The following is a 24,633-nucleotide window of genomic DNA, read 5'->3' as shown; positions in this document are numbered from 1 at the left end:
GACTCTAATATGATAATCAACCACTATCAATATGGGTTATTGACGCTAGAGTATTTGAATCGCCTAGATTTTAGCCTAAAACGCCTCATTTTGCCAGTAGTAACCGATTAGCTAGCATGCATAATAGGTTTCATTCTCGTATATAGTTCTCATATACAGCTAGTAATAAAAATAAAGGCAGCCATGTATGCTGCCTTATCGAAACGTGATGAAATAATAATCGCTATAGGGCTCAATTAACTGAAGCAGTAATTTCCGTTACATTTATTATGGTGCTAGATTCACCGTTTGGTTGCTCTGCGACGTCAATGTAAACTCTTTTAAGTCGTAGCCTTGCTGCTGAGCAATTTGACGATATTTAGTATACGTTTCCTGACTGATATTTGGCGAGCGTGCTAGTAGCCATAAGTATTTTTTATCAGGCGTTCCTACTAGCGCAGTTTTATACTCTGCATCACGTGCCAGCACCCAATAATCAGCACGGCCGACTGGAATCCAACGAATCCACTTCGGCAAGAACGTCACTTTTAGTTTGCTGCCGCTTTCATCGACTGGCTTAGCCAAACCTTCTGCGACAATACCTGAGCCGTCTTCAGCCATACATTTGTTAGTAACCGTGATTCCTGAGCCGTCATCTTTTTGAGCATAATTGGCGGTCACATCACCAGCACACTTGCGCTGAAAATACATCGGCAAACGGCCAATTTCATACCAAGTACCTGCATAGGTATTTAGATCTACGCTATCTACAGTAGTTGGCGTACTTGCAGATTTATGAATAATATCACTTGGCTTAACCGATAGCATATCGGTCGTGGTCTTCTCACTCATCGCATTATCAGACATGCCATTAGTTGCCGTGTTATTAGTTGCCATGTTCACTGGCGGCGTGGCCGCATAAGCTGAGAACGCTGCTAACGGTATAATAATTGCTAAGGCAATACCTGTATGTTTGATCAGTCCATTCATAAATATGCGCTCCGGTATTTCTTTGTAGGATGAATTATTTGTTGATGCATCACTTATTTGCTCAGCGTCGATGGCTTGTTCAGAACCACTGTTTAGATTGTCTATTTGATCCTCTAACAGTCCTGACATTAATGGCTCATCGTCATTTAGTTCTTGTGGTTGCTTATTTTGCGCTGACTTATAGCCAGATGATTTGTAGCCACTAGCCACGTCATGATTGTCCTCATTGCTATTTTTTAGATCTTTGCTTATCTCGTTGTTACTCATAGCTGACTCTTTTGCCCTAGGGCTTTTGTCGGCGCTTTTGTATCCAAAATAGCTGTCTTGCGAAGACGTGTCTTTTGCCAGATGGTGCGAATATTCGCCATTCGAGCTGTCGTGATTATAGCTAGCATCGTTACTAGCTTGGGTTGTCTGTTGCGTGTCATCGCCATATTCATTGTCATTGAGCGATTGCTTAGGCTGCTGAAGTTGAGAACCAGCTGCCTGTGAATCAGTCCATGCTGACTCAGGTAACTTATTGGTTTTCATAGGAGTACCATTCTTAAATAGTGATTGTTAAAAACGCTTTATGTACGGCATCTATTTGGTCTCGTTTTCTAAAAGCCATTTGCTTTGGTATAAATCATTCATGCAAAACTTGACTCTACAAAAGCTTTTTTATTATTGTATTTTGAGCATTACTTTTGGTCAGTCATTCTTCTATAAAAATAAGATCAACGTATCGTAGATATGCAATATATATTAAGGACAACTGGACTATTAAAACAGTAGTGCAATGTAGGAAAACGCAACGGTTTGTAAGTAACTATGGGGTTTGAGTGTTGTTTGAACACATCATAACCACACAGTTACTTACTGGATAACTAAGTTAAAAATCAGTTATTTGAACTTACTAAGCTTAATACGCACGTCTAATACGAGTCACATTCAGGCAAATGGAACTATAGATTGTAGATAGCTTTCTTGAGTCATGCGGATTATATAAACTGACTAATGCCTGCCACACTGATACCGCCATACTGCAATGCTTGATTGAGCATAGCAGGTTCTAGCCCGCCTAACCCAATGACAGGCATATCAGCTAACTCTGCTAACGCTGACCATGCTTCCCAGCCAAGCGGCGTGTCATCAGGATGTGTTTGGGTAGCGAGCACAGGCGATACGAAAGTACCAATCACTGGTGGTAGCCCCTGTTGTATCCTCATGTTAGCAAGTTTGTTGGCTGCCATTATGCTCGCGATGTCATGGCAACTGACGATAAGCGGATGGTCTTTAGATAGCGACTGTGTGAGAACTGTAGGACTGCCTACCTCATTGAAACACTGCATCAGTGTTGAGTGTGTCAAATGCTTGCCAACTATTCGCTGGCCAATCTCTGTCTCATTAGCGGTTAGTGAGCCTTGCCCATTTAAAGGCTGCTCATTATCATTAGGTAAAATCGCTAAAATATCTGGACGTGCAGTTATCAATTGCTCAGTAAGATGCTTAGAATTTGCGTCCTTCAAGCGGATATATACCCATGACTCTGATGCTAACTTTTCTTGATGATGCTGTAGCCATGCCGCTGCTGCATCAGTGTGTGTGCCAAAATGTGCCAGAGGATAACTAATCGCTATCTTCGATGGGAGTTTCAACCATTCAAGGATCGTCTTATTAGCAGTGGGCAGATGATACTCTCCTGCTAAAAGCTGTAATTTGCTTACCCAAGTCAGTGCCTGCCCTTCTAAACCTTGTTCACAGTGTCTATGCTGCTCGTACTGCTCTGCTGTCAGCTCAATCTTATAAACCTGTAAGCTGACCTGCTTATCGCCATAATCATGATACAAACGCCCAAGCTTAACGATAGTATTATTATCAAGCAGGATACCCGTCTCTTCAGCCACTTCTCTTATCAACGCCTGCGCTGCTGACTCATCTGCTTCTATCTTTCCGCCGACGAACTCGTAACGATTTCCTTGATGCTGAGTAGCATCTCGAAACCCAAGCAAATACTGGTCTTTATAATGAATGACAGCCACTGCAACATTTACGATATTTACGATGCTGGGTTTGTTAGTTTTCGCCTTACTGTCTTTCTTAGTTTGTGATTGTTGATCTGACCCGTTCGACATACTTATATCCTTTATTTTGGTATTTACTCTGATTATTTCTGATTATTTAATAGTTTTTATAGGCTAGATGATTTATTTAAATTTACTACCTAACTCATTAACTTATATAGATAAAATTTTCATTCGAGATGTTTTATGACAGTAAACTTAGATAAGTTTACATAATAACTGCATTTTATTTTATCAATTGCCTTGCAAATTTATCAAATCTAAATGATAATTATTATCGTTAAAAACAATTACGCTATGGTTAGCCAATTTTTTAAGCCACTTCTTCTCAAAAGGAATTTACTATGAGCATGGTCATCTCTCGTTATTTAAACTGTCGTGAAAACCGTTTACCTACTTTGCAATCACAACATCTATTTGCACTGACTAAAGAGGTACGTATCGAGCATGAAGGCGAAGAGTATCGACTACGCCTAACTCGTAACAATCGCTTGATTCTAACCAAATAACGTCTATTTCAGTGACACCTTTTCAATCCTTCTATAAAAAAACGCCTTCATTATGAGGCGTTTTTTTATAGGTCATATAGTTTAGAAATCACTTTAGAAGCTAACTCGATCAACTTTAGTCAAAAAGCAGTCGTCCTCTAAATAAACGATTTAGAACTGCCAACTATAGACCACATCCACTGCATTTTCCGCTGCTGAGCTTGCTTCTACATAGATGCGGCGCGTCAATTGATAACGAACAGAAAGACTGTTTTGCGCATTGAAAACACCCACACCATAGCGAATGTACAAATCAGGCGTTACGTAACCTGTAACGTTGACATTGGTGTCCTCGCTGCTACCTGAGGCATCGACTGTCAGACTCTGCAAGCCAAACGCTTGCCCGATTTGATTGGTCAGGCTACGAGTACCACTCAGACCAAAGCTCAGTCCAGCGGCAGCCAGATTATTGGTCACTTGCGATTTAAACCCTTGCTCACTGATTTGCGTCGCGCTCTTGTTATCGATGCGGCCTGTCACCAATGCATTCATTGCTTGCTGCTGGGTTAGTCCTGCATTGTTAAAGACGATAATATTGGGGCTGTCAGTCGTTCCTTTGACACGCAGACCAACTGTTTTACCATTAATCGTTTTGGCCGCTTCAATACTCAGACTCGGTTTCATCACATCACCATTGAAACGCACTTGACCATAATTTAACTCTAGGCTTTGGCCAAAGGCATTGATATTGGTACGGCGTGAGACCTGCACAACACCTCTAGCACGCATGATACCTGTGCCATTCTGAGTCACATTAATCGCCCCTGCCAATGGAATGACTGCGCCAAAACCACGGAAGTTGATATCATCGCCCAAATCAACACCGATATCAGCATTGATTGACCAAGGTTTTGAGATAGCCAGTACTTCATCGATATTACCAATCAAACGACGATCTAGTACGACTGCGTCCTCAGTCTGAGTGATGATATCTTCGCTGGCTTCAGGCGGACGAATGGTCGCAGACGGCACACTGATTGCCCCTTTTATATCGACATAACGGTCGCCTGGGCGCACAATGATATCGATATCAGGATCAATTTCAGCAACCAGTAATGGCGGTTGAGTGATGACTAGGCCTTCACCGACGATACTCAATTTGGCTTGCAATTTTTGCTGCCAGTTGACTGTCCCTGACAATTCGCCTTCACCTGTACCACTATTGAACGTGCCATCAATGGTCGCTTGTGTACCGCGGATTTTGGCTGCCGCATTTACTTTGGACAAATTCACTGGCAAATCAAGCATCGCTATACGGCCGTCAGAGAGTTTTACGTCGCCATAGAACTGCGGCTTGGTTAAGGTGCCACCTAGACCACCCGCCATCGTGACATTACCTCTTAGGACGCGCATACCAGGGAAGAAAGGCTTAAATATCGCAAGATCAAGCTCGTTCAGCACCAATGCACCAGAGATTGGTTTAGGGTCTTTATAAGGATCGACGATTACTTCAGCATAACCACGTGCCCCGCGTCCAGTATTGATATCAGTACGCAGCTTGATACCCTCAGGCACAGACAGAGCAATGAGAGACACTCGCTTATATGGCAAGGTCATTGATGTGCTTTCGCCATCTTGAACGAGGCCTATCTTGCCATTGTCTGAGTATAGCGTGGTATTGATAGTTGGCGGACGACCACGTTGCCATCCGACGATTGCTTTACCATTAATCTTGCCATTCCAGTCAATATCTTCTGGCAAGAACACTGAGAATAACGACGTATCTAAATTCTGCAACGCTACATTGACTTCACCTTGGTCTGGTGATGCCACTAGTTTTTCACGTAGACAAAGCTTGCCGGTTTGATCCGTGGCCTGCCAGCAGTGAGCGGCAAGCTGTACTTTTAGATCACGGTTCTCACCACCCTGATTATAAGGCAAATTCACAATCAGCTGTGCAGGTTGCAATTGATTCAAAGTCGCATACTTAGATTTGATGCGGCCTTTTCCAATGACACCTGACCAGCTTAGCCTGTCTCGATCAAAACCACCTTTTAGCCTAGCACCGACATCGAGTTGCTTATTGGCCACATTTAGATCGACTACATGAGACTTTTCGGTACCATTAAAGGACGCTTTAACACTATCGAAACTTTGACCAGCAGCATCTAGGCCTTCAGCCGTCACGATTAACTGACTTGGGCTATTGGCTAAGTTGACTAGCTTGCCGCGTACACGGCCTTGACGCAATATAAAGCCAGGTAGCGCGAGTCGCTCACCGACCAAGTCAATATAAATAGTAGGCAGTGCTTGACCAGCTGGTTGAGACAGCGTGGCACCGCCAGTGACTTTACCAGCCAGTTGACTAGACAACTGATCTAGACTGGTGATGTTAATTTTGGTTTGTAGCTGCTTGGCATTGCCGTTAGCGGTGACATAGTTGTCACCCCAACGCAGTACAAGGTTATTAGCGTTTAAGCTATCAATCAAAGCATTTACTTGCTTGTATTGTGCTTGGGCATCTTGGGTCTGAAGCTGTTTGAAGTAACTTGCTAAATCTTTAGGCAAACGCATCTTCGCTGATAGGCTGCCTTTGGCACTCAGTTGCTGCCCTTTTAGCATGCCATTTAGATTAACTTGTTTAATATTGACAATCTGCTGTGTGTCACTCCAGCGGCCATCTGTATCAATCGTACCAGTAATAAGGCTTGGGGTGTCTTTTAGGAAGTAGCCAATGTTAAAACGATCCATCACTGCGTTGATATCCCACGCAACGCCTTGACGCACATCAACGGTACCGCTGGCATCGATACTACCTGCCGCACCCACATGACGGAAACGATTGATACGTATCAGCTGACTGTCACCACTGGCTTCTATATTCAGCTTACCTGCTGGCAATTGCTCGGCATCTAATATGCCGTTAAAATTTACGGCAAAGCGCTGCAATGTGCCTGCGGTGTTTTTGCTATTTTTTGGCGCATTTTGCCACTCGCCACTGGTTTTTAGATCGCCTGTGATTATCGCTGGATTATTGGGTAAAAAATAACCCAAGTTGAACTGATCAAAACGACCATCTATATTCCAGCCGATATTTTTACGTAAGTCGATAACACCTTTCGCATCAACTGCGCCCGCTTCACCTTTATAGTTCAGCTTACGAATACTAATCAGCTTTGGCGTACCCGCAGCATCGATAGACAGACGGCCTTGTGGTACATCTGCTGTATCAATCCGACCATCAAAACGCGCGTCAAATACTGACAGCTCACCACCTACGATATCAACACTGGCATCACCAGCACCTGTGATACCGATAGAACGATCTGCTTGCGTTGCATCGAGCTGCGCTTGCATATCGGTATCGTTTAAAGTAATTACATGACGCTGTCCGCTAACACCATTTTTGGTGATATTTAGCAGTCGGCCACGCGCACTTATACTACCTGTTAGGCGCTCAAGCGGTAAGTCGCTACGATATTTCTTAGGGAGTAGACCTTTGGTACTGGCATCAATCTGCCATGTCAGTGGACGCTGTTTGCTCGCTAACTGAATCTGTCCTGTGCCGGATAAGTCTCCTACTATGCCGTTATAATTAAGACGATTGATATCAATGACATCACCAGCCTTACGTATACGTAGATCATAGTTGCCCTTGGGGGCAGCATTGAGCTCATTGATAACGGCATTGGCATCGACTGATAGGGTTGAACCACGAACGATGACGTCTGCCTGCCCACTAGGACTGTCGATATTGCCAATATTGGGTACGTTACGGCGGGTTAGGTTTTTCCAGTTAGCATCAATATACCAAGGTGCGACTTGCTTGGACTTGGCAGAGGTTTTACCGCGAACCATATTAGCATTGATATGCTCACCATCGCGCTGACGCAAATCTGCATCAATCTGCGTGTTACCAGTACCATTCTGCTGCTGATAACGCAATGACAGCCTACCGTTTAGAGTTTGCGGCGCATAAGCTTTGAAGTCAGTATATTCATCCGGAATAGCTTGGCGAATATTAAAATTACTGCCTGTCGCACGCACCGTGGCCTCAAAGCTGTCTTTCCAATCTAAAATACCTTGTAACGCCAAACGTCCCGCTGGAACGTCAGCATCTAGGCGATCTATACGTAGCTGACTATTGGCAATAACGGCACGGCCTTGATAATGGCCTGATGGAATGTCTTTGGCCGTCAATTCAGTATTGATACGCAATCGTATTTCAGAGATGACACCAGAAGCTGTGGCCGTACCGCTTTGTAGGCGAATGTTTTGGCTATCAGCATAAGGAATAAGAATATCATCCCACTGTAGTTTTGCATCAAACGGTGCACCCGCATCTAACCCTTGTACGACAAAGTCGCCTTTCACATCGCTATCGTTATAACGACTACGTACTTTACCGACAGTACGTTTAAGCGTTCCCGTTGCAGAGATATTCAATGGGTCGATATAGGCTTTTTCAAGGGCGCTGACTTCCGCAATCGCACTCAAATCTAGTGGATAGTCGCCCTGTAGGTCGATCTCTCCTTGTAAGGCACTGACTTTCACGATATCAGCATACTGCAAGTCACCACGGCCAACGGTTACCGTACTACCCACCCACGTCAGGTCACGCGCCGTAATATCTTGAATAACGATAGGGTCTTTGGTTACTTGCTTATAGATAATTTTCTTAATTTTTGCTTGGTCAAAACGCAAGTTTACTGGCAACTTTAAAGTTTTATAATCAAACGGTTCACCAGTAGGTGGTTTTTTATTGATAATCTCTATGGTCTGGATTTCTGCATCGCTTAAATGCACTTCTTTTGCAAATACTGCACGCCAGCCTATTTTTACATAGGCCTTATCTACTAATATCTCAAGATCTTTAGTCGCTTCAATATCGATATCGGTGACCCAAATACCATCGCGCAAGTTACCGCGTCCGTATTTGAAATCAATACCTGTTTCAACACTGATTTTCTCTAATATAAACTTCGTACCAGCGTCCGTCCCTGCCGCATAAAAAAATATGGCAAACATGATGGCTAGTACAATAAGCACCAATACCAGCAGTTTGAGCAGAAATGACAACGGATACCAACGCCTAACGGCACGGGCATCACGCTGTGCTGGATCTTCATCTGGAGCATTATTAGGCGGGGTATTTTCTGTCAGCATGACACTCAACTACGTTAAAAAATGAAGACCAGCAATCGGTACGATAAGTGATAATTAGAACATTTGGAGCTACTAAACATTTGGAACTACTACATTAAGCGATTATAACGGTGAACCAATAAAGAAGTGTAGTCGTACTGGAATGCTTTCCTCGGTCACGCCAGCAGCCACATCGACACGCACCATTCCTACAGGCGATGCCCAGCGTATACCGACACCAACGCCGACTTTTGTCTCAGTATCAAAATCTTTGTCATAGGCATTACCGACATCAGTGAAGAATGCGCCACGGAAACCTGGTTTAAATTCATAGTTATACTCAGCACTACCGACCGCTAGCACCTGCCCGCCCGTTAGATAGCCTTTGTCTAATGGTGACAAGCTCTCATAGTCATAACCGCGGATACTCTGATCGCCACCTGCAAAGAAACGCAACTTATAAGGTACGTCATAAAAATCATCCGCCCAGATATAACCTGCATTAGCACTACCTAATACTTGATGTTTTTTGTCTTCGCCAAAGCTATAGATACCACTAACACCTGCACGAATAATCGCCATATCGGTATCACTGAATGCGCTATCAGTGCCAGCCTCGATTGAATAGTACTGGCGCATACCTTGAGTTGGGTTGGTAGCGTTATCAGTATCTGTTTTATTCATACCATAGCCAAACAATAGCGCACGCTGTTTCGGACTTGAAGAGGTAAAGCGGATAGGCAGATCATCTAGCGCTGCACCATCAACCCCCGTCTCAAGCTCATCCAAGCGGTAACGCACAGAGTAGCTACGGTTCCAGCCAGTATCACTACGGATATTACGTGCCAAAGCTGCCTTCAGCGTTGTGGTCGACAGATCAAAGTTGCCTTCGCCTTGGTCAATCACTTCCTCTTCATAAGTAAGACGCCCATCTAACTTATCATTGAGCGGATGTTTCCATGGTCGACTGGCATACACAGCCACATTTTTGCTGATTCTCGATACTTCCGTTTCTGCACCTGCTTGATAGCCTTGGCGATTGAGCAAGTTGTAGTCTATTTTTGCGGTAGCGCGAACGCCAGTATCTGTTCCATAACCCAGACCGACTTGAGCATCACGTGGTTTATCCGCGTATACAAACACATATAAAGGTACTTTTTTGCTTTCTGCAACGTCTTGTGGCGTTTTACGTCCTGCTAGCGTTGGCGGTACAAAGTTCTCGTCAGCGATCAGACTTTTTTCGTCAGGGAATATCTTTTGTGCGACATTACTGATTGAGTCACTGATTTTACCCAATAGGTTATCAGCTTCCTGATCTTTTTCATCAAGCACGCGATCATTCGGCAAGCGGCTTAGTCGTTCTGCTTTTTGTCTGATAGCTTGCAGCTTATCAAGGGTGGCTTCATCAGCTTCAAAATCAATAGCAGCGATATCCGCTTCATTGACTGTCTCGCCGCTGTTAGCACTCAGAGCATTATCGCTCTCTGCACCTATATCGCTATTATCATTGACCGTATCTTCTTTGCTAGCAGTTACATTTGAGGCAGCTGCGCCATCATTGCTACTCAGACCTGCGACGCCATCATTGTCTACATTGTTAATATCGTCATCTAATGTGTCGTTACCCTCGGTAGCAGCATTGTCAAACGCCAAGGTACCAGCTTCACTACTATCAGTTGGTGGTAGTATCGACTCGACGTTGACCGTATTAAAGTAACGAGTTGCCGATAAGTCATTACTAAACTTCGTAACTGCTGGACGATAAAACGGCTCACCCGGCGTAAAGCCATAGAGCTGTTGTAATAATGAAAGCTCTACTGGTAGCTTGTCAGGATCTTGGGTCAGCGTATTGGTTTCTTTGTCGTAGGTAAAAAACACCACATCGTCAAACTCGTAACGATCACCCGTGTTATAAACCAACGAGACATCTGCTTTATTGTCCGGCAAAATGATATCAACGGATTTGTTCAGCCAATACTGGTCAAAGTAGCCGTAGGTATTGCTCAAGGCCTCTAAAGCCGCTTTACTGCTCTTATAGACACGATGATTAAAAATATCACCTTCTTGCGGTGGCAAGTCTGCCTCAAGCGATGCAAACTCTTCTTGCTCACTGCCCTCACCGCGAATCTCAATAATACGGCTATCTACCAGTACCGGCTCGCCTAGCTCTTCAATCACAACATTAACTGTATCGCGATCAGGTTGGGTCAAACGCATCTCAACCTCATAGTAACCAACGGCTTTAGCAGCATTCTGTGCTGTTTCGCGCAAACGTGGCAATGCCGCAGTAAAGTCAATAACCGACTGAACTGAAGTATCATCCAGTGCCGCTTTGATGTTTTTCATTGGCTGAATGTCATTATCAGCTTCAACTAGCTGAGCCTTACCATTAGGAGAGTCTTCAGCAGATACTTGCTCTAGATAAATAGCGGTTTCTACATTTGGCAAAGCAACCACGCCACCGTCGTTAAAAAAGCGATTGTACAGACGCGTCACGATATTACCTCTATTACGCGCGCGTGGCCGTGGTCTATTGGCTTGTTCGATGCTTTGATCAACGGCCTGAGTATCATTCTGATAATCTGGTAGATAGTCATTAGGATTGATAATATCTGTCGTCGTATCTTCTACATTGGCAGGCACATTCGTACCAGCTATCAGCTCATCACTACTATCATCAGTCGTCAGGCCACTTTCATTCTTAACAAAAGCTTCATTCCTAGCGACATCTTCATTGCTCAAAGCACCACTTACCTCAATCGGACGTGACATCCCTTCAGCTGTGCTCGCCTGCTCTTGCATTGCTTCACTTCTACCCAACGTCTCGAGGTTGCTAGGCGCTGGCAAGTTTGTTGCATCTAGCTCTGTATCTAGACCAATTGGCGATGTTGTGTCATCTAACGTAGCGATTGGCGCATCAAAGTCACTGTCATTATTGCTAATATTGATACTATCGATGTCTTGAGCGTTCTGCGCATCCATTGCAGCTAGCTCACGATCGATCTGCTCAGGGGTCATCATTTGATAACCCTGCTGCTGGATCTCGGTTGCTTGTTGCAACAGGTCATCATTAGAAGCGATTGATTGAGCATTATTGGGATTATATGAATTGCTTGGACTATCAGTGAAAGTTTCTAGATTTTGAGTGTTGTTGTTTTGAGAAGTTGCGTTTTGAGCATTGGCATTTTGCGTCGTCGAGTTTTTAGAGCCTGACTTTGTCGAGTTAGGTTTCTTAATGCCCAAGCTCTGTTCGCTATAGTCGTCCAATACTGACTGATCAATGATGCCTTGTTCTACTGCTTTTTTTAGACGTAGCGCATCTAGAGCCATATCTAGCTGAGTATCGTCATCTGACAATGTAGCTGATTGCTTGATAGATGCTTGATCATTCGCACTTTGACTATTGTTAGTCTGGTTACTAAGCGTTTGATTACCGTCAGTTTGCTCAGCAGCAGATGAGTTGGTGATAGCCGTATTGTTTGCATTATTAATGGTATCTGCCATTGCCGCAGGTGCCATACCGAACAAACTTGTCGCAAGCGCAGTGCACAGTGCAGAGCGTCTGAAATTTTTACGCGGTGCTGCTGGATATGTACTCAAATTATTACTATCGTTTTGGATTATGGCTATGTCACGCTGCATCATTAGACCCTTGCATGCTCGAGTTGAAGGCTGCTTTATCATCTTTACGTCCTATCAGCTCACGCGGCACAATCTTATCAACGATAACGATCGTCAAGTCTGACCGGTGAATAAACTTATAGCAGTTATCTGCAATTAATGGTTTACTACTTTAATTTTATGACTGGTTATCTATAGTGTCGGCTTTAGCACTCTATGTCTACTGCCTTATAGGCCTGCTAGCTTAGAGAAGGCTACTAGCTTATAGATAGCATTGATGGGCAGTAGCCTTTGTTTTCACTACTATTTATACCCTAAAACGCAATCACATAAAATTTATAAATCATAACTTAGTTAAATATCGAATCATAGCATTGACTGCATGTATTTTCACCGAAGCCTTGCTATTATACGGCTTAATATTGATAAAACCTATGCTATATCTTGATATAGTTTTTAATAAAATTTACGATTATTATCATAAAAAAATTGTCGTTCAGCGCCGCTATTTTCTCTATCAGTCGCGATTTATCTGTAGGAATGTCCATGTCCAACCAGTTTCAGTTATTCAAGCGTCGTCGTTTTAGCGCTATGTTTTTCACCCAGTTTTTGGGCGCATTCAATGACAATATTTTTAAGCAGGCGCTCATACTGGTGCTGACTTATACTGCCGCCAGTAAATTGGGCGTAGAGGTCAGCATCCTTAATAACTTGGCCGCCATGTTATTCATCCTGCCCTACTTTTTGTTTTCTGCTTTGGCAGGACAGATTGCCGATAAGTATGAAAAGTCAAAGCTTACGCAGTTTATTAAACTCCTTGAGCTAGTCATTATGGCAGTTGCCGCGGTGGGTTTTGTCTTTGAATGGTATGCACTGCTATTTGTCGCGTTGTTTTTGATGGGTACACATTCGACTTTCTTTGGACCGATTAAATACGCTTATCTGCCACAAGCGATGAAAGAAGATGAACTGGTCGGCGCCAACGGCCTTTTTCAGATGGGTACTTCGCTAGCTATTTTAGTCGGTATGATTGTCGCTGGTATTTTGACTCAGCTATCACAATCCCTGTATTGGATTAGTGCCACGGTATTGGTTGTTGCTGTTTTGGGATATTTAGCCGCACGCTATATCCCTAATATGCCAGCGATGCAGCCTGACCTGAAGATTAACTGGAATATTATTACGACTAGCTTGGCCACTGTCCGTTACTTATACTCTTTGCCTTTTTTATTCTTTATCATTCTTGGCAACAGCTGGTTTTGGTTTTATGGGGCGACGTTTTTGACCCAAGTGCCAGAGTTCAGCAAGGTGATTTTGCTTGGTGATGAGTCAGTCGTTATTTTCTTACTCACATTGTTTTCTGTTGGTGTGTCAATCGGTTCGGTGCTGTGCAAAACCTTGACCAAAAACAAAGTCAGCTTGCGTCTGTTACCTTTCGGTATTGCTGGATTAAGTATCTTTGCTATTGATTTGTATTTTTCACTTTCAGGTTTAGATATAAATGTGAATAATGACACATTACTTGGCATCGGTGATTTGTTTAATATAAGTGGTAGCTGGCGGGTATTCGCGGATTTATTCTTATTAGGGTTCAGCGGTGGTTTGTATATCGTACCGCTATATGCTTCTATGCAAGCCTACGCACCTAAGAGTCATCGAGCACGTATTGTTGGCGCGAATAATATTTTTAATGCGATATTTATGGTCACATCAGCGATTTTTGCGATTGTTATCTTAAATGTTTTAGGGTTTACGCTACCGCAGCTATTTTTGGTGACAGGGCTATTGAATATAGTGTTTGGTGCATTTTTATACATCAAACTCAATAAACATATTAAGCATGCCGTTATCCAAACCAACGATGGTATAACACCGTAAATATGGTTAGCGCCTTAAATAAGTTTGGCTCCATAGATATAGTCTAATGTTGGGCTGATGACTTCGTTGCTTTTATTTCTATAGCAACCTACGAACTATCTATAGGTTATTTATGAGCTATCCAGACAGTAATATTCGGGCCGATAATTTAGATTGTTTGTTATAGTAATACGCATTATCCGTTACGTTTAAACGGTAACACACTTTATTTTATTGACAGTTTTTAACACCATCAGGAGTGAGTTATGACCCTGCGTCCTTTATCTAAAATTGACCAGTTGTTACTTGGGGTCGATAAGGCATTACGAGCTGTCGTGCCACATTCTAATCCAAGCACGCGTCCGTTGCCCGTCAGTAGCGATGAGATTCCTGAGCTGACCATCACAGAAGCGCGGCACGTTTCAGGTCTTATGCGTATCAATCATACAGGTGAAGTATGTGCGCAAGGTCTATACCATGGCCAAGCGTTTGCCGCGAAAGATAGTGGTGTCAAACAAGCCATGCAACAATCGGCCGAAGAAGAAGTCGATCATTTGGTCTGGTGCGAGACTCGTCTAAGCGAACTTGGTAGCCATGCCAGCGTATTTACACCGCTTTGGTACGGTATGTCTTTTGGACTCGGTGCAGTCGCAGGCGCGATCTCAAATGAGTTTAGTCTAGGGTTTGTAGCGGAGACAGAAGCGCAGGTCAGCGAGCATCTACAAGATCATATCAAGCAGTTACCTGAGCATGATCAGCGCTCAAAAGAAATACTGGCACAAATGGATAAAGAAGAACTGCATCATCGTGAGCTTGCACTTGCAAGTGGCGGCGCGGCCCTATCTCCAGCAGTACGTCGGACCATGCGATGGATGGCAAATCGTATGAAAGATACCGCTTATCACTTATAGCTTATGGTTACAGGTACTGTGGTTAGCTGCTGTTGTCGATTTTCTTACTCATCAACGTCTGCACAGATTTACGTAGGTTTGCTTAATTCTAGCGATTAACAATCCTACCACAGATAGCGTGAAGCTTAATTTGCTACGGTATTAAAAATTTGTACGATTTTGCAGCAATGCGCTATTTATATTACCGTCCAATCAATGAATAACAACCAAATAAATTACACAAGGTAACGATTTTTATGAAAGCGATTCTCTCTAGTAGCCACTCTATTAAGTCACCGAAGTTTGCAACGTTGACCGTCATGGCTGCAACCTGTGCCATGCTGTTATCTGCACCTGTGAACGCTGCAGAAACTGATGCCACTGCAACGGCTGTACCTAGTGCGATGGACTCAAGCAAACGTGTGATTCGTCTTGCTCGTCCTAATGCAGCTATCAGTCCTGCTCAAGCCAATGCCGCTCAAACAAGCTTGCCAGCAACACCTGCGAGCAACAGTCAGCCGACTAATGCACAAACAACTAACATGCAACTAAGCGGCACTCTGCAAAACAATGCATCTGTCAGTACTGCTCAGCCTCAAACACCGCAAATGATGTCGCCTGCTGCTGCACCTGTCATGAACGGCACTACTCGTGTCTATGAGCCTGGTCCAATGACAGCTACCGGTATCGACTTGCGTAGCGGACAACTTCCGAATATTCCTACACCGCAGGTACAGCTCTCAGACATGAGCTTTGTGAAAACCGTACTGATTCCACAACAAAAAGGGCTAGGTACTGATAAGCTTGATGTCAGTTTATTAGATGACTTCATCGCTGACGTATCCCCTAACGCGCGTCACTATCCACCAAACTTCCCTAACCGTTCACAGCGCCATTACACGCGTGAAAAAATCAAAGTATTGGCTGATTGGATCGAGCCATATGCCAAGTCGCCAGACGCGTCTTTTGATGTATTGCTTCGTGCCGCTAAGCTAAACGGTATGGGTCGTAACCTAGACTTAGGTTCAGACTACACAGTACGTGGTGGTCAATATGTCGATCGCGCTATCAAGCTGCAACCTGATAGTGGTGAGGCTAACTTCCTATACGGCATGATGCTATCAGAAGGTGGCGGTTTCAAAGAAGGTCAAAAGTATCTAGATCGAGCTGTTGCTTTAGGCTATACCGAAGCAGAACAAAGCTTGGCACAGTCAGATCTACTTAGTGACCGCCGTGCTAATGCGTTAGAACGCCTACGTCGTCTTGAAGGGCAATACCCTAACAATACTGTTATTCCTCAACAAATCAAACTCGTTGAAGAAGGTAAGTTCTACATTTGGGATATCCCTGCCCCTGACATCAGTGTAAAACCAGGTGCGTAGAAATGCTGTACTTGTTGAGATTAGCTGCTACTGAGGGTTTGATTCAAAAGATATTTGTTTAATAAGACTTTCACTAGGTCAAATATCTAATAAATAATCTAAGCTTTAAATACCAAGCGCTTTTGTTTTATATCTATAAGACAAAAGCGCTTTTTTTCGATTATCAGAAACCCATTCGGTTTAAAACACGCCTTTATAGAACTGCAAATGAATAGTCTAACGCCAAAAGTTGCGCTACACTCATTATCAATTGCTACTTTCATTATTGATACTCTCATAACTACCGTTTATTGGACTGACTTATGACTTTCGCTGGCTTTGGCAAACAGACAGTAGTGCATACTAATAAAAAAACCCTGCCCATTACGTCACTTATGCTTTTGGCGGCAGCAGTATTGCTACCAGCGTGTAGTACGGTGACGGTAGATAGACAAGCCTCGGCCAAGACCATCTCAGCGCAGCGTGGTAATATCGTCACTGACAATGCGCTAAGCAGCGATACAGCATCTGCTTTATTATCAGCAGGACTGAATGAGCAAGCCTGTATGCAGCAATTTGACTTATGCCTGACTCAGCTCTCTGACAGTATGCTTAACAGGCACTATCGGCCTGCCTTAGCTATTTTTGCAGAACTGCACTATGCAAAAGCGCGTCAACTATCTGATTCAAAAAACTGTCGTAATGCGCTGGCACGCCCGCCACTTGATCCGTATTACGCCAATGCGCCTTTAAGTAATGAGGATTCAAAAACACAGCAAGAAGAGACTGACCTGTGTTTAACCGATTATCAAGCAAGGTTATTTGATGCCGTCAAATACAGCTACACCTATCTGTTTTATGACAGTTTAACCCATGACTTTGAAGGTGCAGAGCAAAATAGCAATAGCCATCGTGCGCAAAACCGTATTCCGAATGACAATGATATCCAAACCCAAGATATTTATAACGCTGCTAGCAATGACGTTATTACTCAAATCTACCAATCGACTGAAAATGCCAATAAATTGATGGGTGATACGACAGTAGAGTATTTGCCAATAACCTCTACCAAGCGTGACAACACCGATGAAGCAGCAATTGCCAATCGACCTCCACTAAAGGGCAAAGCAACAGACCAAGTCAAAGTCATGAAAGTTACCGTAGATGACTACAATCTTGATATTTATTTGCCCAACGAAAACAACTATCTGCAAAACGCCCATAAACAAACTTCCGCTTTGGCAGACTTATCATCCACTTATGAGCTGCGACTCTCCGGTCTCAATTCTGTGAGCAAACGCCCCGGCTTAGGCATCAGTTTGGTTGCTTCGTTGGATGATCGCTATACCACCACGATCCGTCAATTGCTAGTCGCCTCCTTATCTGGTCGTCTAACAAATGAAGATAAAAACACCGACGACAGCGAGCCAAGCTCTCGTATTTATCCCACGGGACATCTTTTACTAACTGGATTGATTAAGCCAGATGGCGATAGCGTATTAGATGCGCTGAGCAGTCGTAAGCTTGATATTCATTTATATAACCCGTACCAAACCGAATCCGTTAATATTCTCAATGATGACTACCCACTGGCAGCTAACTTTTCGGCGGGATATGGCTTATGGCTATCAGAGAACCAGTTAGATGGCGTAGGTTATTTAAACTTGATTACGCGCCAACCAGATGCTCAGCTGCCTAAACTCTTTATGCTCGAGCCTTATGATCCTGATAAACGCGTGTTGATTATGTTGCACGGTTTGGCCTCTAGTCCGGCCACTTGGGTCAATCTGACCAATGATATTCTTAATGATGACAAGCTGCGTGATAATTACCAAGTTTGGCAAATATTCTATCCAACCAATCTGCCTATTTTAGAAAATCGTTATCAGATTCAGCAGCTAATCAACAGCACGTATCAGCAGACTGATCCCAATGGACAAAATCGTGCCAGTCGAAATAGTGTGATTATCAGTCATAGTATGGGTGCCATTATCGCTCGTATGATGCTATCTGATGAAAATTTAGTCGATGATTTGGATAAGCTCAATGACAAAGATATCCTCTCTAGCAATGAGAAACAGCAAATCCGTAACGCGCTCAAAACGTCTTTTGGCGAAGATGAGTTAAAGGAACGATTTGAGCTACAAGCATTGCCACAAGTAGACACCGCTGTTTTCCTATCTGCACCTTTCCGTGGTACCGATTATGCAGATCGTTGGTTTACCCGTGCGCTACGCCGCATCGTTTACTTACCCGTAGGTCTGGTCAAAACATTCACTGATAACTTAGCGACCATTGCCACACAAGGCGACTTGGCACAAAACCCACTGGGCGCGTTATATTTGCAGAACGGTGCCAGCCAGTTAAGTGATAAGTCTTCTTTTATAGAGTTAACCAAAGACATCACTATGAATGAGCGTATCACTTACCATTCAATCATTGCCAATAACGATGCCGATATCACTAAAGGATTGGCGCAAACGCAACCAAATGGTGCCAAGATTGATTTGTCTCAAGCGGTAGAAGACAACTCCGGAAATAAAACAGCGAGTGTTGATGTGAGTGACAATACTGAGACATCACAGTTACCACCCGAGCCGCTTGTTGCCGCTGTAACGGTCAATGATGATATCAGTCAGGCACTGACCGAGCGTTTGTCAGATGGTATCGTGCCTTATAATAGCGCCCATCTCGATGGTGCCGCATCTGAAACGATTATCAACGGTGGTCATAGTATTCAGACCAATCCGCAGACCATTTTGACGTTGCGAAGGATTTTGCATAAGCAGCTACAAGAATGATGTAGATTTTTGTTATTTCACGAGGTTTTTGATGTGCAAATCGTAACCTTTAAACATCAGTTATAGATTTCGGATAAGCAGTATGTTCACACATACTGCTTTGTTTTTAATAATATTAATTTTATTTTTCAATGTTTGAATTATGTTATTTTGATGACTCTTAGGTCTGCAACAGACAGACTGGGTTGCTTGCGTGTATATCTAGGTGAGCGCATAATATATCTATAGCACATGACAGTAATATGTAAATTTATAAGGACATAAATTATTCAATTCAGCTAAACAGTGAGTCGCAAACTTAGCCACAGTTTATGTCTAATGGAGCTAAGTCCACGTCACTGAGCTATTGCCCGTAATGCTTGCCACTTTGAGCAATGGATAGTTACGGACAGTTACTTGAGCGTTGTATGGAAGTCAGCGCTATTCAGCTAACAGATGAGAGTAACCGTTTATGTTCGCTACATTTATGATTGACCAGCTCGATGCGCTGATGCTTGCGCGTATCCAATTCGCTTTTGTTATCTCGTTCCATATCGTCTTTCCTGCCTTTTCTATCGGTCTTGCCAGCTGGCTTGCGGTGCTTGAGTTCCGCTGGTTAAGAACTGGTGAACCTATCTATGCTGAAGTCTACAAGCATTGGGTCAAAATATTTGCTGTCGTCTTTGGTTTAGGTGTGGTATCAGGCGTGGTGATGTCCTACCAGTTCGGTACTAACTGGGCTGTATTCTCTGATAAAGCCGGTAACGTTTTAGGCCCATTACTTGCCTATGAAGTATTGACAGCGTTCTTCTTAGAAGCGTCCTTCTTAGGGATTATGCTATTTGGGTGGGGCCGCGTGAGCAAACGCATGCATTTTGCTTCAACCGCCATCGTTGCTATTGGTACCTTGATTTCAGGTTTTTGGATATTGGCTGCCAACAGCTTTATGCAGACGCCTCAAGGTTTTATGATGGGCGCAGATGGCCTGCTCTATCCTACTGACTGGCTTGAAATTATCTTCAACCCTTCATTCCCTTACCGCTACGCTCATATGATGACCGCAGCCTTTCTAACGACTGCTTTTGTCATCGGTGGTATCGGCGCATATTATATTCAATCCAAAAAGCATGTCGAGCACCGCGCGCATGGTCGTGTGATGCTAGGTATGGCGATGATTATGGCCATCTTTGTTGCGCCTGCGCAGGTATTGATTGGTGATGAGCATGGTCTAAATACCCTTGAGCATCAACCTGCTAAAGTGGCTGCGATGGAAGGACTCTGGGAGGATGAGCGCGGTGCCGCACTACGTCTATTTGCGATTCCTGACCAAGAAAATCAGACTAATAAGTACGAAGTAAAAATTCCTTATGTGACTGGTTTAATCCTAACCCACTCGTTAGATGGTGAAGTTAAAGGGCTCAAAAACTGGGCTCCCGAAGATCAGCCACCCGTCATTATTGTGTTTTGGGCGTTTCGTATCATGGTTGCTATTGGCATGCTTATGGTACTGGTCGGCCTATTCAGTCTATACAAATACTTCAAAAAACAGCAGTTCAATACTGACAGTGTGTGGTTCCACCGTGCTTGGATGATGATGACTCCGCTTGGTTTTATCGCCTTATTATCAGGTTGGTTCGTAACCGAGACAGGACGTCAGCCTTGGACGGTTTATGGCGTGATTCGTACTGCTGAAAGTATGTCTCCTCTTGCAGCACAGCAAGTAGCGACCACATTGATTGGCTTTATCGTACTGTACATATTTGTCTTTGGTGCAGGCAGTTTTTATATCTTGCGCTTGATTGCTCAAGGGCCGAAACCTTATACAGATCCTGCAGAAGATAACTTCTACGAGCACTCAGTAACTGAGAGTCAAGGCCGCGCGTTAAGTGGTGATAGTAATCCTGCCAAAGGTACTGAAGAAGGCTTAGATGAGCCTGCAAACGATGTCGATGATGGAGGATTACGCTAATGTTTAACTTCGGTGATGTATTAGATTTACCTCTCATTTGGGGCGGTTTGATTGCTTTGTCTGTCTTTGTCTATGTACTGCTTGATGGCTTTGATTTGGGCTGCGGTATCTTGTTCCCATTTGCAGGATCAGATAAAAACCGTAGCCGCATGATGAACTCTATCGCCCCATTTTGGGATGGTAACGAGACGTGGCTAGTGCTAGGTGGTGGTGGTTTATTCGCAGCATTTCCTGTTGCTTATGGCATCATCATGACAGGTCTATATTTGCCAGTAACTGCCATGTTGTTCGGTCTTATCATGCGCGGTGTGGCGTTTGAGTTTCGCTTCAAATCCTCTTCGCGCCGACATGTATGGGATACCTTTTTCTTTGTCGGCTCAGTTGTTGCCACTTTCTCTCAAGGCATAATGCTTGGGGCGTTAGTGCAGGGGTTAGAAGCCAGTAATCGTCTATATACTGGTGGCCCATTTGATTGGCTCACACCCTTCTCGATTGTGTGCGGATTTGCCATGATTATCGGCTATGCCTTACTTGGTTCAACGTGGCTTATCATAAAAACAGAGCATACATTACAAGTATGGGCGCGCCAAGTTTCTAAATGGATGCTTACTGCGTTACTAGTAGCGATGGTTGTGGTCACAGCATTTATGTACTTCTCAGACATCGATGCGTTAGAGGGATGGTTTAGTTTCCCAGATTTGTTATACCTTGCTCCTATGCCTATCATTGTCATGCTCTTATTCTTTATCATGCGTAAAGACTTAAAAACTGAGCGTGAGTATCGTCCATTTTTACTAACGGTTGCCTTATTTTTAATGGGTTATATCGGGGTTTGTTTCGCCCTATTCCCTTATATCGTACCGTATCAAATGACGATTTATGAGGCTGCTGCTGCCGATACTTCATTATCATTCATGCTGATTGGCGCATGTATCATGTTGCCGATTATCTTGAGCTATACAGCATTTGCTTACTATACCTTCAAAGGTAAATCTGATCACAATCCGATGTACTAGTCGCTAATCGCGGCAAGTAACGGATCAGCTAAAAAGGATGGCTATCATCGTTTATAGATGGTAGTCACACTTCAAACGCTAATCAGGAGATCTCTATGAAAAAGTTCAGTAAAAAACAATCACAATGGGCATGGTTCGTGGGTCTATATTTAGCAGGGTTTTTAGTCGTATTTACCATTGCTCAGCTAATTAAACTGGCCATGGGTGTTTAGCATCATTACCTACTCATACGATTGAGTGCTAGTTAGTTAATGAATCGCTTGATAGATGCTACATTTGCATTTTTGTCTTGCCTATATACCCTGTAGATGTATCGCAAAAATAACTCTATATGCATAAAAAAAGCAGCGTTGAATAATCAACGCTGCTTTTTATTTATCTTAAATGTATCAGCTTGGATTACCTGCATGCTCGATATCATTCTGTTCGATAAACTCATTAACCTGTGTTAGACGCTCAGGTGTCCCCACATCTATCCAATTATCTGTCGTCACTTCAGCGGTAATCTGAAACTTTATCATTGCTTGCTTTAGTAGTGGTGCTAATGCAGCAGGCTGTCCTGATACCAACCCTTCTACCAATTTGGGTGACATTACGCTAATACCCGCGAAGGTATACTTATCTGCATCGCCCACCGGCTGTTCACTAGCAAGACCGTTATTAATCGCGAAGTCACCGCCATTATTGTGTTCTGGATTATCAATCAATAATAAATGCGCGCGCTGATCCACTCCCAATATATAGTCTGTTAATTGAGAGAAGTCATAGGTAGTCCAGACATCAGAATTGACCAGAATAAATGGCTCATCCTTTAGCTTACCTGATTGTAATGCCTGAAAAATGCCGCCTGCGGTCTCAAGCGGTTCATCGTCTTCTACTGACCAATGCAGCTTTACGCCATACTGTGAACCGTCGCCTAAGCTGTCCATTAGCTTATCTGCCAACCATGATGCATTGACCGTGATATCAGTAATGCCTGCTGCTTGTAGTGCTTTAATATGCCATACAATAAGCGGTTGACCTGCGACTTCAACCAAAGGCTTAGGTGTCTCAAGCGTTAATGGACGTAGGCGTGTGCCCTTGCCAGCTGCCAAAATCATGGCTTGTGTAATCGTAGAGGTAGACATCTGCGCTCCTATCTTTATTATTTAAATTAATTTAGCTGAGCGTCATCTACGCTGAAGCAAACTTCTCTTTATAAGCAGGTAGCACTGCCTCTTGTAGCCATTGATTAAACGGTATAACTGATTGCTTTAGTTCATCGTTGCCATGTTCGGCAAGCCAGTTTAATTCAATAATCAAATCGCGCATGACTTTAGGAATATCCGCCAAATAACGGTCTTTGCCATCGCGTTCAGACAAACGAATAAAAATCCCTAATACCTTTAAGTGACGTTGTACGCCTATGACATTCACATCGTTTTCAAACTGCACCGCGCTGTCAGCAGTGGTTAGTGACTTTTGTTTTTGTAGCTGCCAAAAGTCATTAATCCATGCAGATATTTGGCTCTCTGACCACTCAACATAAGCATCGCGGACTAACGACACTAAGTCATAAGCATATGAGCCAATGACGGCATCTTGAAAATCAATCACGCCCAACTTTGATTGGTCTGCTTGATCTTGCATGAGGTTGCGGCTGTGATAATCACGATGGACCACCACTTGTGGCTGTCGCAAAATCTCATTCATTAGTGCTGTTTTTAGATTTCCCCAAATCTGCTCATTTAGCGCGACACCAATATAAGGCATAAACCATTCGCTAAATAAATCCATCTCACGGTCTAATAGTGCTGTGTCATAATCTGGCAATTGGTGTTGCGACTTTGCCGTTTCTACTGGTACCGTTTGTAGCACGACCAATGTCTGCATTGCTAGCTGATAGTAGTCATTGATTTGGTCTGCGGTGGCATCGACCAGCAAATGGGCAAATTCTACTGTGCCAAAATCTTGTAATACCAAAAATCCTTTTTCTACATTTTGTGCAGTCAGAGTCGGCACGTTGACAGCAGGTGCCATCAGCTTAGCGACATTGATAAACTGCAGCATCGCATCTTGCTCGTCAGCGGAGTCCATGACGATATAATGCTTATTGACGCTATTGTCTGTCTCTGATAGTTCGATACGATGATATCGGCGGGCACTAGCGTCGCCAGGTAAGCTGTCTAGACTAAAGGTTTGATCTAAAAATACTTGCTGTAACCATTGTTCTAATTGCTGTTGACGGTTGTTGTTTTCATCGATCATATCAGTCTCTAAAGTCGTTTTGTCAGTCATATTGGGCATCGCTGGTTAAATATAAGTCATAAATAATTAAAGTAGTGATAAGTCTGACAAATACTTGCTAAAATAGCGATATGTGTCGGTGCTATACAAGCTGCCGCAGACGTATTGCTATATCATTCGATACTTAATGTCGGATAGAATCGCTATCGCTACTTAAAAATCAGCATGGCTATATTATAAATTTTGGT

At 43.5% G+C, this 24,633-nt stretch carries 14 protein-coding genes; 8 read left to right on the top strand and 6 right to left on the bottom strand.

Features of this window, described 5'->3' with window-relative positions; genetic code table 11:
* Positions 1 to 267: 267 nt before the first annotated feature.
* A complete protein-coding gene (locus tag V6252_RS00730; RefSeq protein WP_341608897.1) occupies positions 268 to 1,500 on the bottom strand; it encodes a lipocalin family protein in 1,233 nt (410 codons plus the stop codon).
* A 449-nt stretch (positions 1,501 to 1,949) separates the two neighbouring features.
* A complete protein-coding gene (locus V6252_RS00725) occupies positions 1,950 to 3,083 on the bottom strand; it encodes an NUDIX domain-containing protein (RefSeq protein WP_341608896.1) in 1,134 nt (377 codons plus the stop codon).
* 299 nt (positions 3,084 to 3,382) lie between these two features.
* Here V6252_RS00725 and hemP point away from each other — a divergent pair, with 299 nt between their 5' ends.
* On the top strand, positions 3,383 to 3,541 hold the full coding sequence (gene hemP / locus V6252_RS00720; protein WP_227672156.1) for a hemin uptake protein HemP: 159 nt from the start codon (positions 3,383 to 3,385) through the stop codon (positions 3,539 to 3,541).
* 150 nt (positions 3,542 to 3,691) lie between these two features.
* On the opposite strand, the gene V6252_RS00715 is transcribed toward hemP, so the two are convergent.
* A complete protein-coding gene (locus tag V6252_RS00715; protein ID WP_341608895.1) occupies positions 3,692 to 8,686 on the bottom strand; it encodes a translocation/assembly module TamB domain-containing protein in 4,995 nt (1,664 codons plus the stop codon).
* Between the two features lie 102 nt (positions 8,687 to 8,788).
* Positions 8,789 to 12,349, bottom strand: coding sequence for an autotransporter assembly complex protein TamA (locus V6252_RS00710; protein ID WP_425355832.1), 3,561 nt, complete (start codon positions 12,347 to 12,349; stop codon positions 8,789 to 8,791).
* A 483-nt stretch (positions 12,350 to 12,832) separates the two neighbouring features.
* On the opposite strand from V6252_RS00710, the gene V6252_RS00705 reads away from it, so the two are divergent.
* The 7 genes from V6252_RS00705 to V6252_RS00675 all read left to right on the top strand — a co-directional run bounded on the left by V6252_RS00705 (position 12,833) and on the right by V6252_RS00675 (position 22,371).
* Positions 12,833 to 14,164: an MFS transporter gene (locus V6252_RS00705; RefSeq protein ID WP_238053205.1), complete on the top strand. Its 1,332-nt coding sequence runs from the start codon at positions 12,833 to 12,835 to the stop codon at positions 14,162 to 14,164.
* Positions 14,165 to 14,409: 245 nt separating this feature from the next.
* The gene (gene coq7, locus V6252_RS00700; RefSeq protein ID WP_057759163.1) at positions 14,410 to 15,054 is read left to right on the top strand and encodes a 2-polyprenyl-3-methyl-6-methoxy-1,4-benzoquinone monooxygenase; all 645 of its coding nucleotides are present in this window, start codon (positions 14,410 to 14,412) and stop codon (positions 15,052 to 15,054) included.
* A gap of 236 nt (positions 15,055 to 15,290) precedes the next feature.
* Complete coding sequence (locus V6252_RS00695) at positions 15,291 to 16,415, top strand: tetratricopeptide repeat protein (protein ID WP_238053206.1); 1,125 nt, start codon at positions 15,291 to 15,293, stop codon at positions 16,413 to 16,415.
* Positions 16,416 to 16,717: 302 nt separating this feature from the next.
* Complete coding sequence (locus V6252_RS00690) at positions 16,718 to 19,195, top strand: alpha/beta hydrolase (protein WP_341608893.1); 2,478 nt, start codon at positions 16,718 to 16,720, stop codon at positions 19,193 to 19,195.
* A gap of 451 nt (positions 19,196 to 19,646) precedes the next feature.
* Positions 19,647 to 21,143, top strand: coding sequence for a cytochrome ubiquinol oxidase subunit I (locus tag V6252_RS00685; RefSeq protein WP_341608892.1), 1,497 nt, complete (start codon positions 19,647 to 19,649; stop codon positions 21,141 to 21,143).
* Positions 21,143 to 22,159 (top strand): cytochrome d ubiquinol oxidase subunit II, encoded by a 1,017-nt coding sequence (cydB, locus tag V6252_RS00680; RefSeq protein ID WP_114700807.1) that lies wholly within the window; start codon positions 21,143 to 21,145, stop codon positions 22,157 to 22,159. The genes V6252_RS00685 and cydB overlap by 1 nt, the downstream gene beginning before the upstream one ends.
* 95 nt (positions 22,160 to 22,254) lie before the next feature.
* Complete coding sequence (locus tag V6252_RS00675) at positions 22,255 to 22,371, top strand: DUF2474 domain-containing protein (RefSeq protein WP_101206161.1); 117 nt, start codon at positions 22,255 to 22,257, stop codon at positions 22,369 to 22,371.
* Between the two features lie 177 nt (positions 22,372 to 22,548).
* Here V6252_RS00675 and murU read toward each other — a convergent pair whose 3' ends face one another.
* Positions 22,549 to 23,286, bottom strand: a complete 738-nt coding sequence (murU, locus tag V6252_RS00670) for an N-acetylmuramate alpha-1-phosphate uridylyltransferase MurU (RefSeq protein WP_341608891.1) — start codon at positions 23,284 to 23,286, stop codon at positions 22,549 to 22,551.
* A gap of 46 nt (positions 23,287 to 23,332) precedes the next feature.
* Positions 23,333 to 24,436: an aminoglycoside phosphotransferase family protein gene (locus V6252_RS00665; protein WP_425355831.1), complete on the bottom strand. Its 1,104-nt coding sequence runs from the start codon at positions 24,434 to 24,436 to the stop codon at positions 23,333 to 23,335.
* Between the last annotated feature and the right edge of the window lie 197 nt (positions 24,437 to 24,633).

The organism is Psychrobacter proteolyticus (genome assembly GCF_038155145.1).
Taxonomy (GTDB): Bacteria; Pseudomonadota; Gammaproteobacteria; order Pseudomonadales; family Moraxellaceae; genus Psychrobacter; species Psychrobacter proteolyticus_B.
The sequence above is the reverse complement of the archived record's forward strand: the minus strand, read 5'-3'. Positions and strand labels throughout refer to the sequence as shown.

Excerpts from the sequence above, each read along its gene's own strand:
- V6252_RS00690 (WP_341608893.1), top strand. The coding sequence starts at position 16,718 with ATGACTTTCGCTGGCTTTGGCAAACAGACAGTAGTGCATACTAATAAA.
- V6252_RS00715 (WP_341608895.1), bottom strand. The coding sequence starts at position 8,686 with ATGCTGACAGAAAATACCCCGCCTAATAATGCTCCAGATGAAGATCCA.
- V6252_RS00710 (WP_425355832.1), bottom strand. The coding sequence starts at position 12,349 with ATGATAAAGCAGCCTTCAACTCGAGCATGCAAGGGTCTAATGATGCAG.
- cydB (WP_114700807.1), top strand. The coding sequence starts at position 21,143 with ATGTTTAACTTCGGTGATGTATTAGATTTACCTCTCATTTGGGGCGGT.
- V6252_RS00730 (WP_341608897.1), bottom strand. The coding sequence starts at position 1,500 with ATGAAAACCAATAAGTTACCTGAGTCAGCATGGACTGATTCACAGGCA.
- V6252_RS00665 (WP_425355831.1), bottom strand. The coding sequence starts at position 24,436 with ATGACTGACAAAACGACTTTAGAGACTGATATGATCGATGAAAACAAC.
- V6252_RS00705 (WP_238053205.1), top strand. The coding sequence starts at position 12,833 with ATGTCCAACCAGTTTCAGTTATTCAAGCGTCGTCGTTTTAGCGCTATG.
- V6252_RS00675 (WP_101206161.1), top strand. The coding sequence starts at position 22,255 with ATGAAAAAGTTCAGTAAAAAACAATCACAATGGGCATGGTTCGTGGGT.
- V6252_RS00685 (WP_341608892.1), top strand. The coding sequence starts at position 19,647 with ATGTTCGCTACATTTATGATTGACCAGCTCGATGCGCTGATGCTTGCG.
- V6252_RS00725 (WP_341608896.1), bottom strand. The coding sequence starts at position 3,083 with ATGTCGAACGGGTCAGATCAACAATCACAAACTAAGAAAGACAGTAAG.
- coq7 (WP_057759163.1), top strand. The coding sequence starts at position 14,410 with ATGACCCTGCGTCCTTTATCTAAAATTGACCAGTTGTTACTTGGGGTC.
- murU (WP_341608891.1), bottom strand. The coding sequence starts at position 23,286 with ATGTCTACCTCTACGATTACACAAGCCATGATTTTGGCAGCTGGCAAG.
- V6252_RS00695 (WP_238053206.1), top strand. The coding sequence starts at position 15,291 with ATGAAAGCGATTCTCTCTAGTAGCCACTCTATTAAGTCACCGAAGTTT.
- hemP (WP_227672156.1), top strand. The coding sequence starts at position 3,383 with ATGGTCATCTCTCGTTATTTAAACTGTCGTGAAAACCGTTTACCTACT.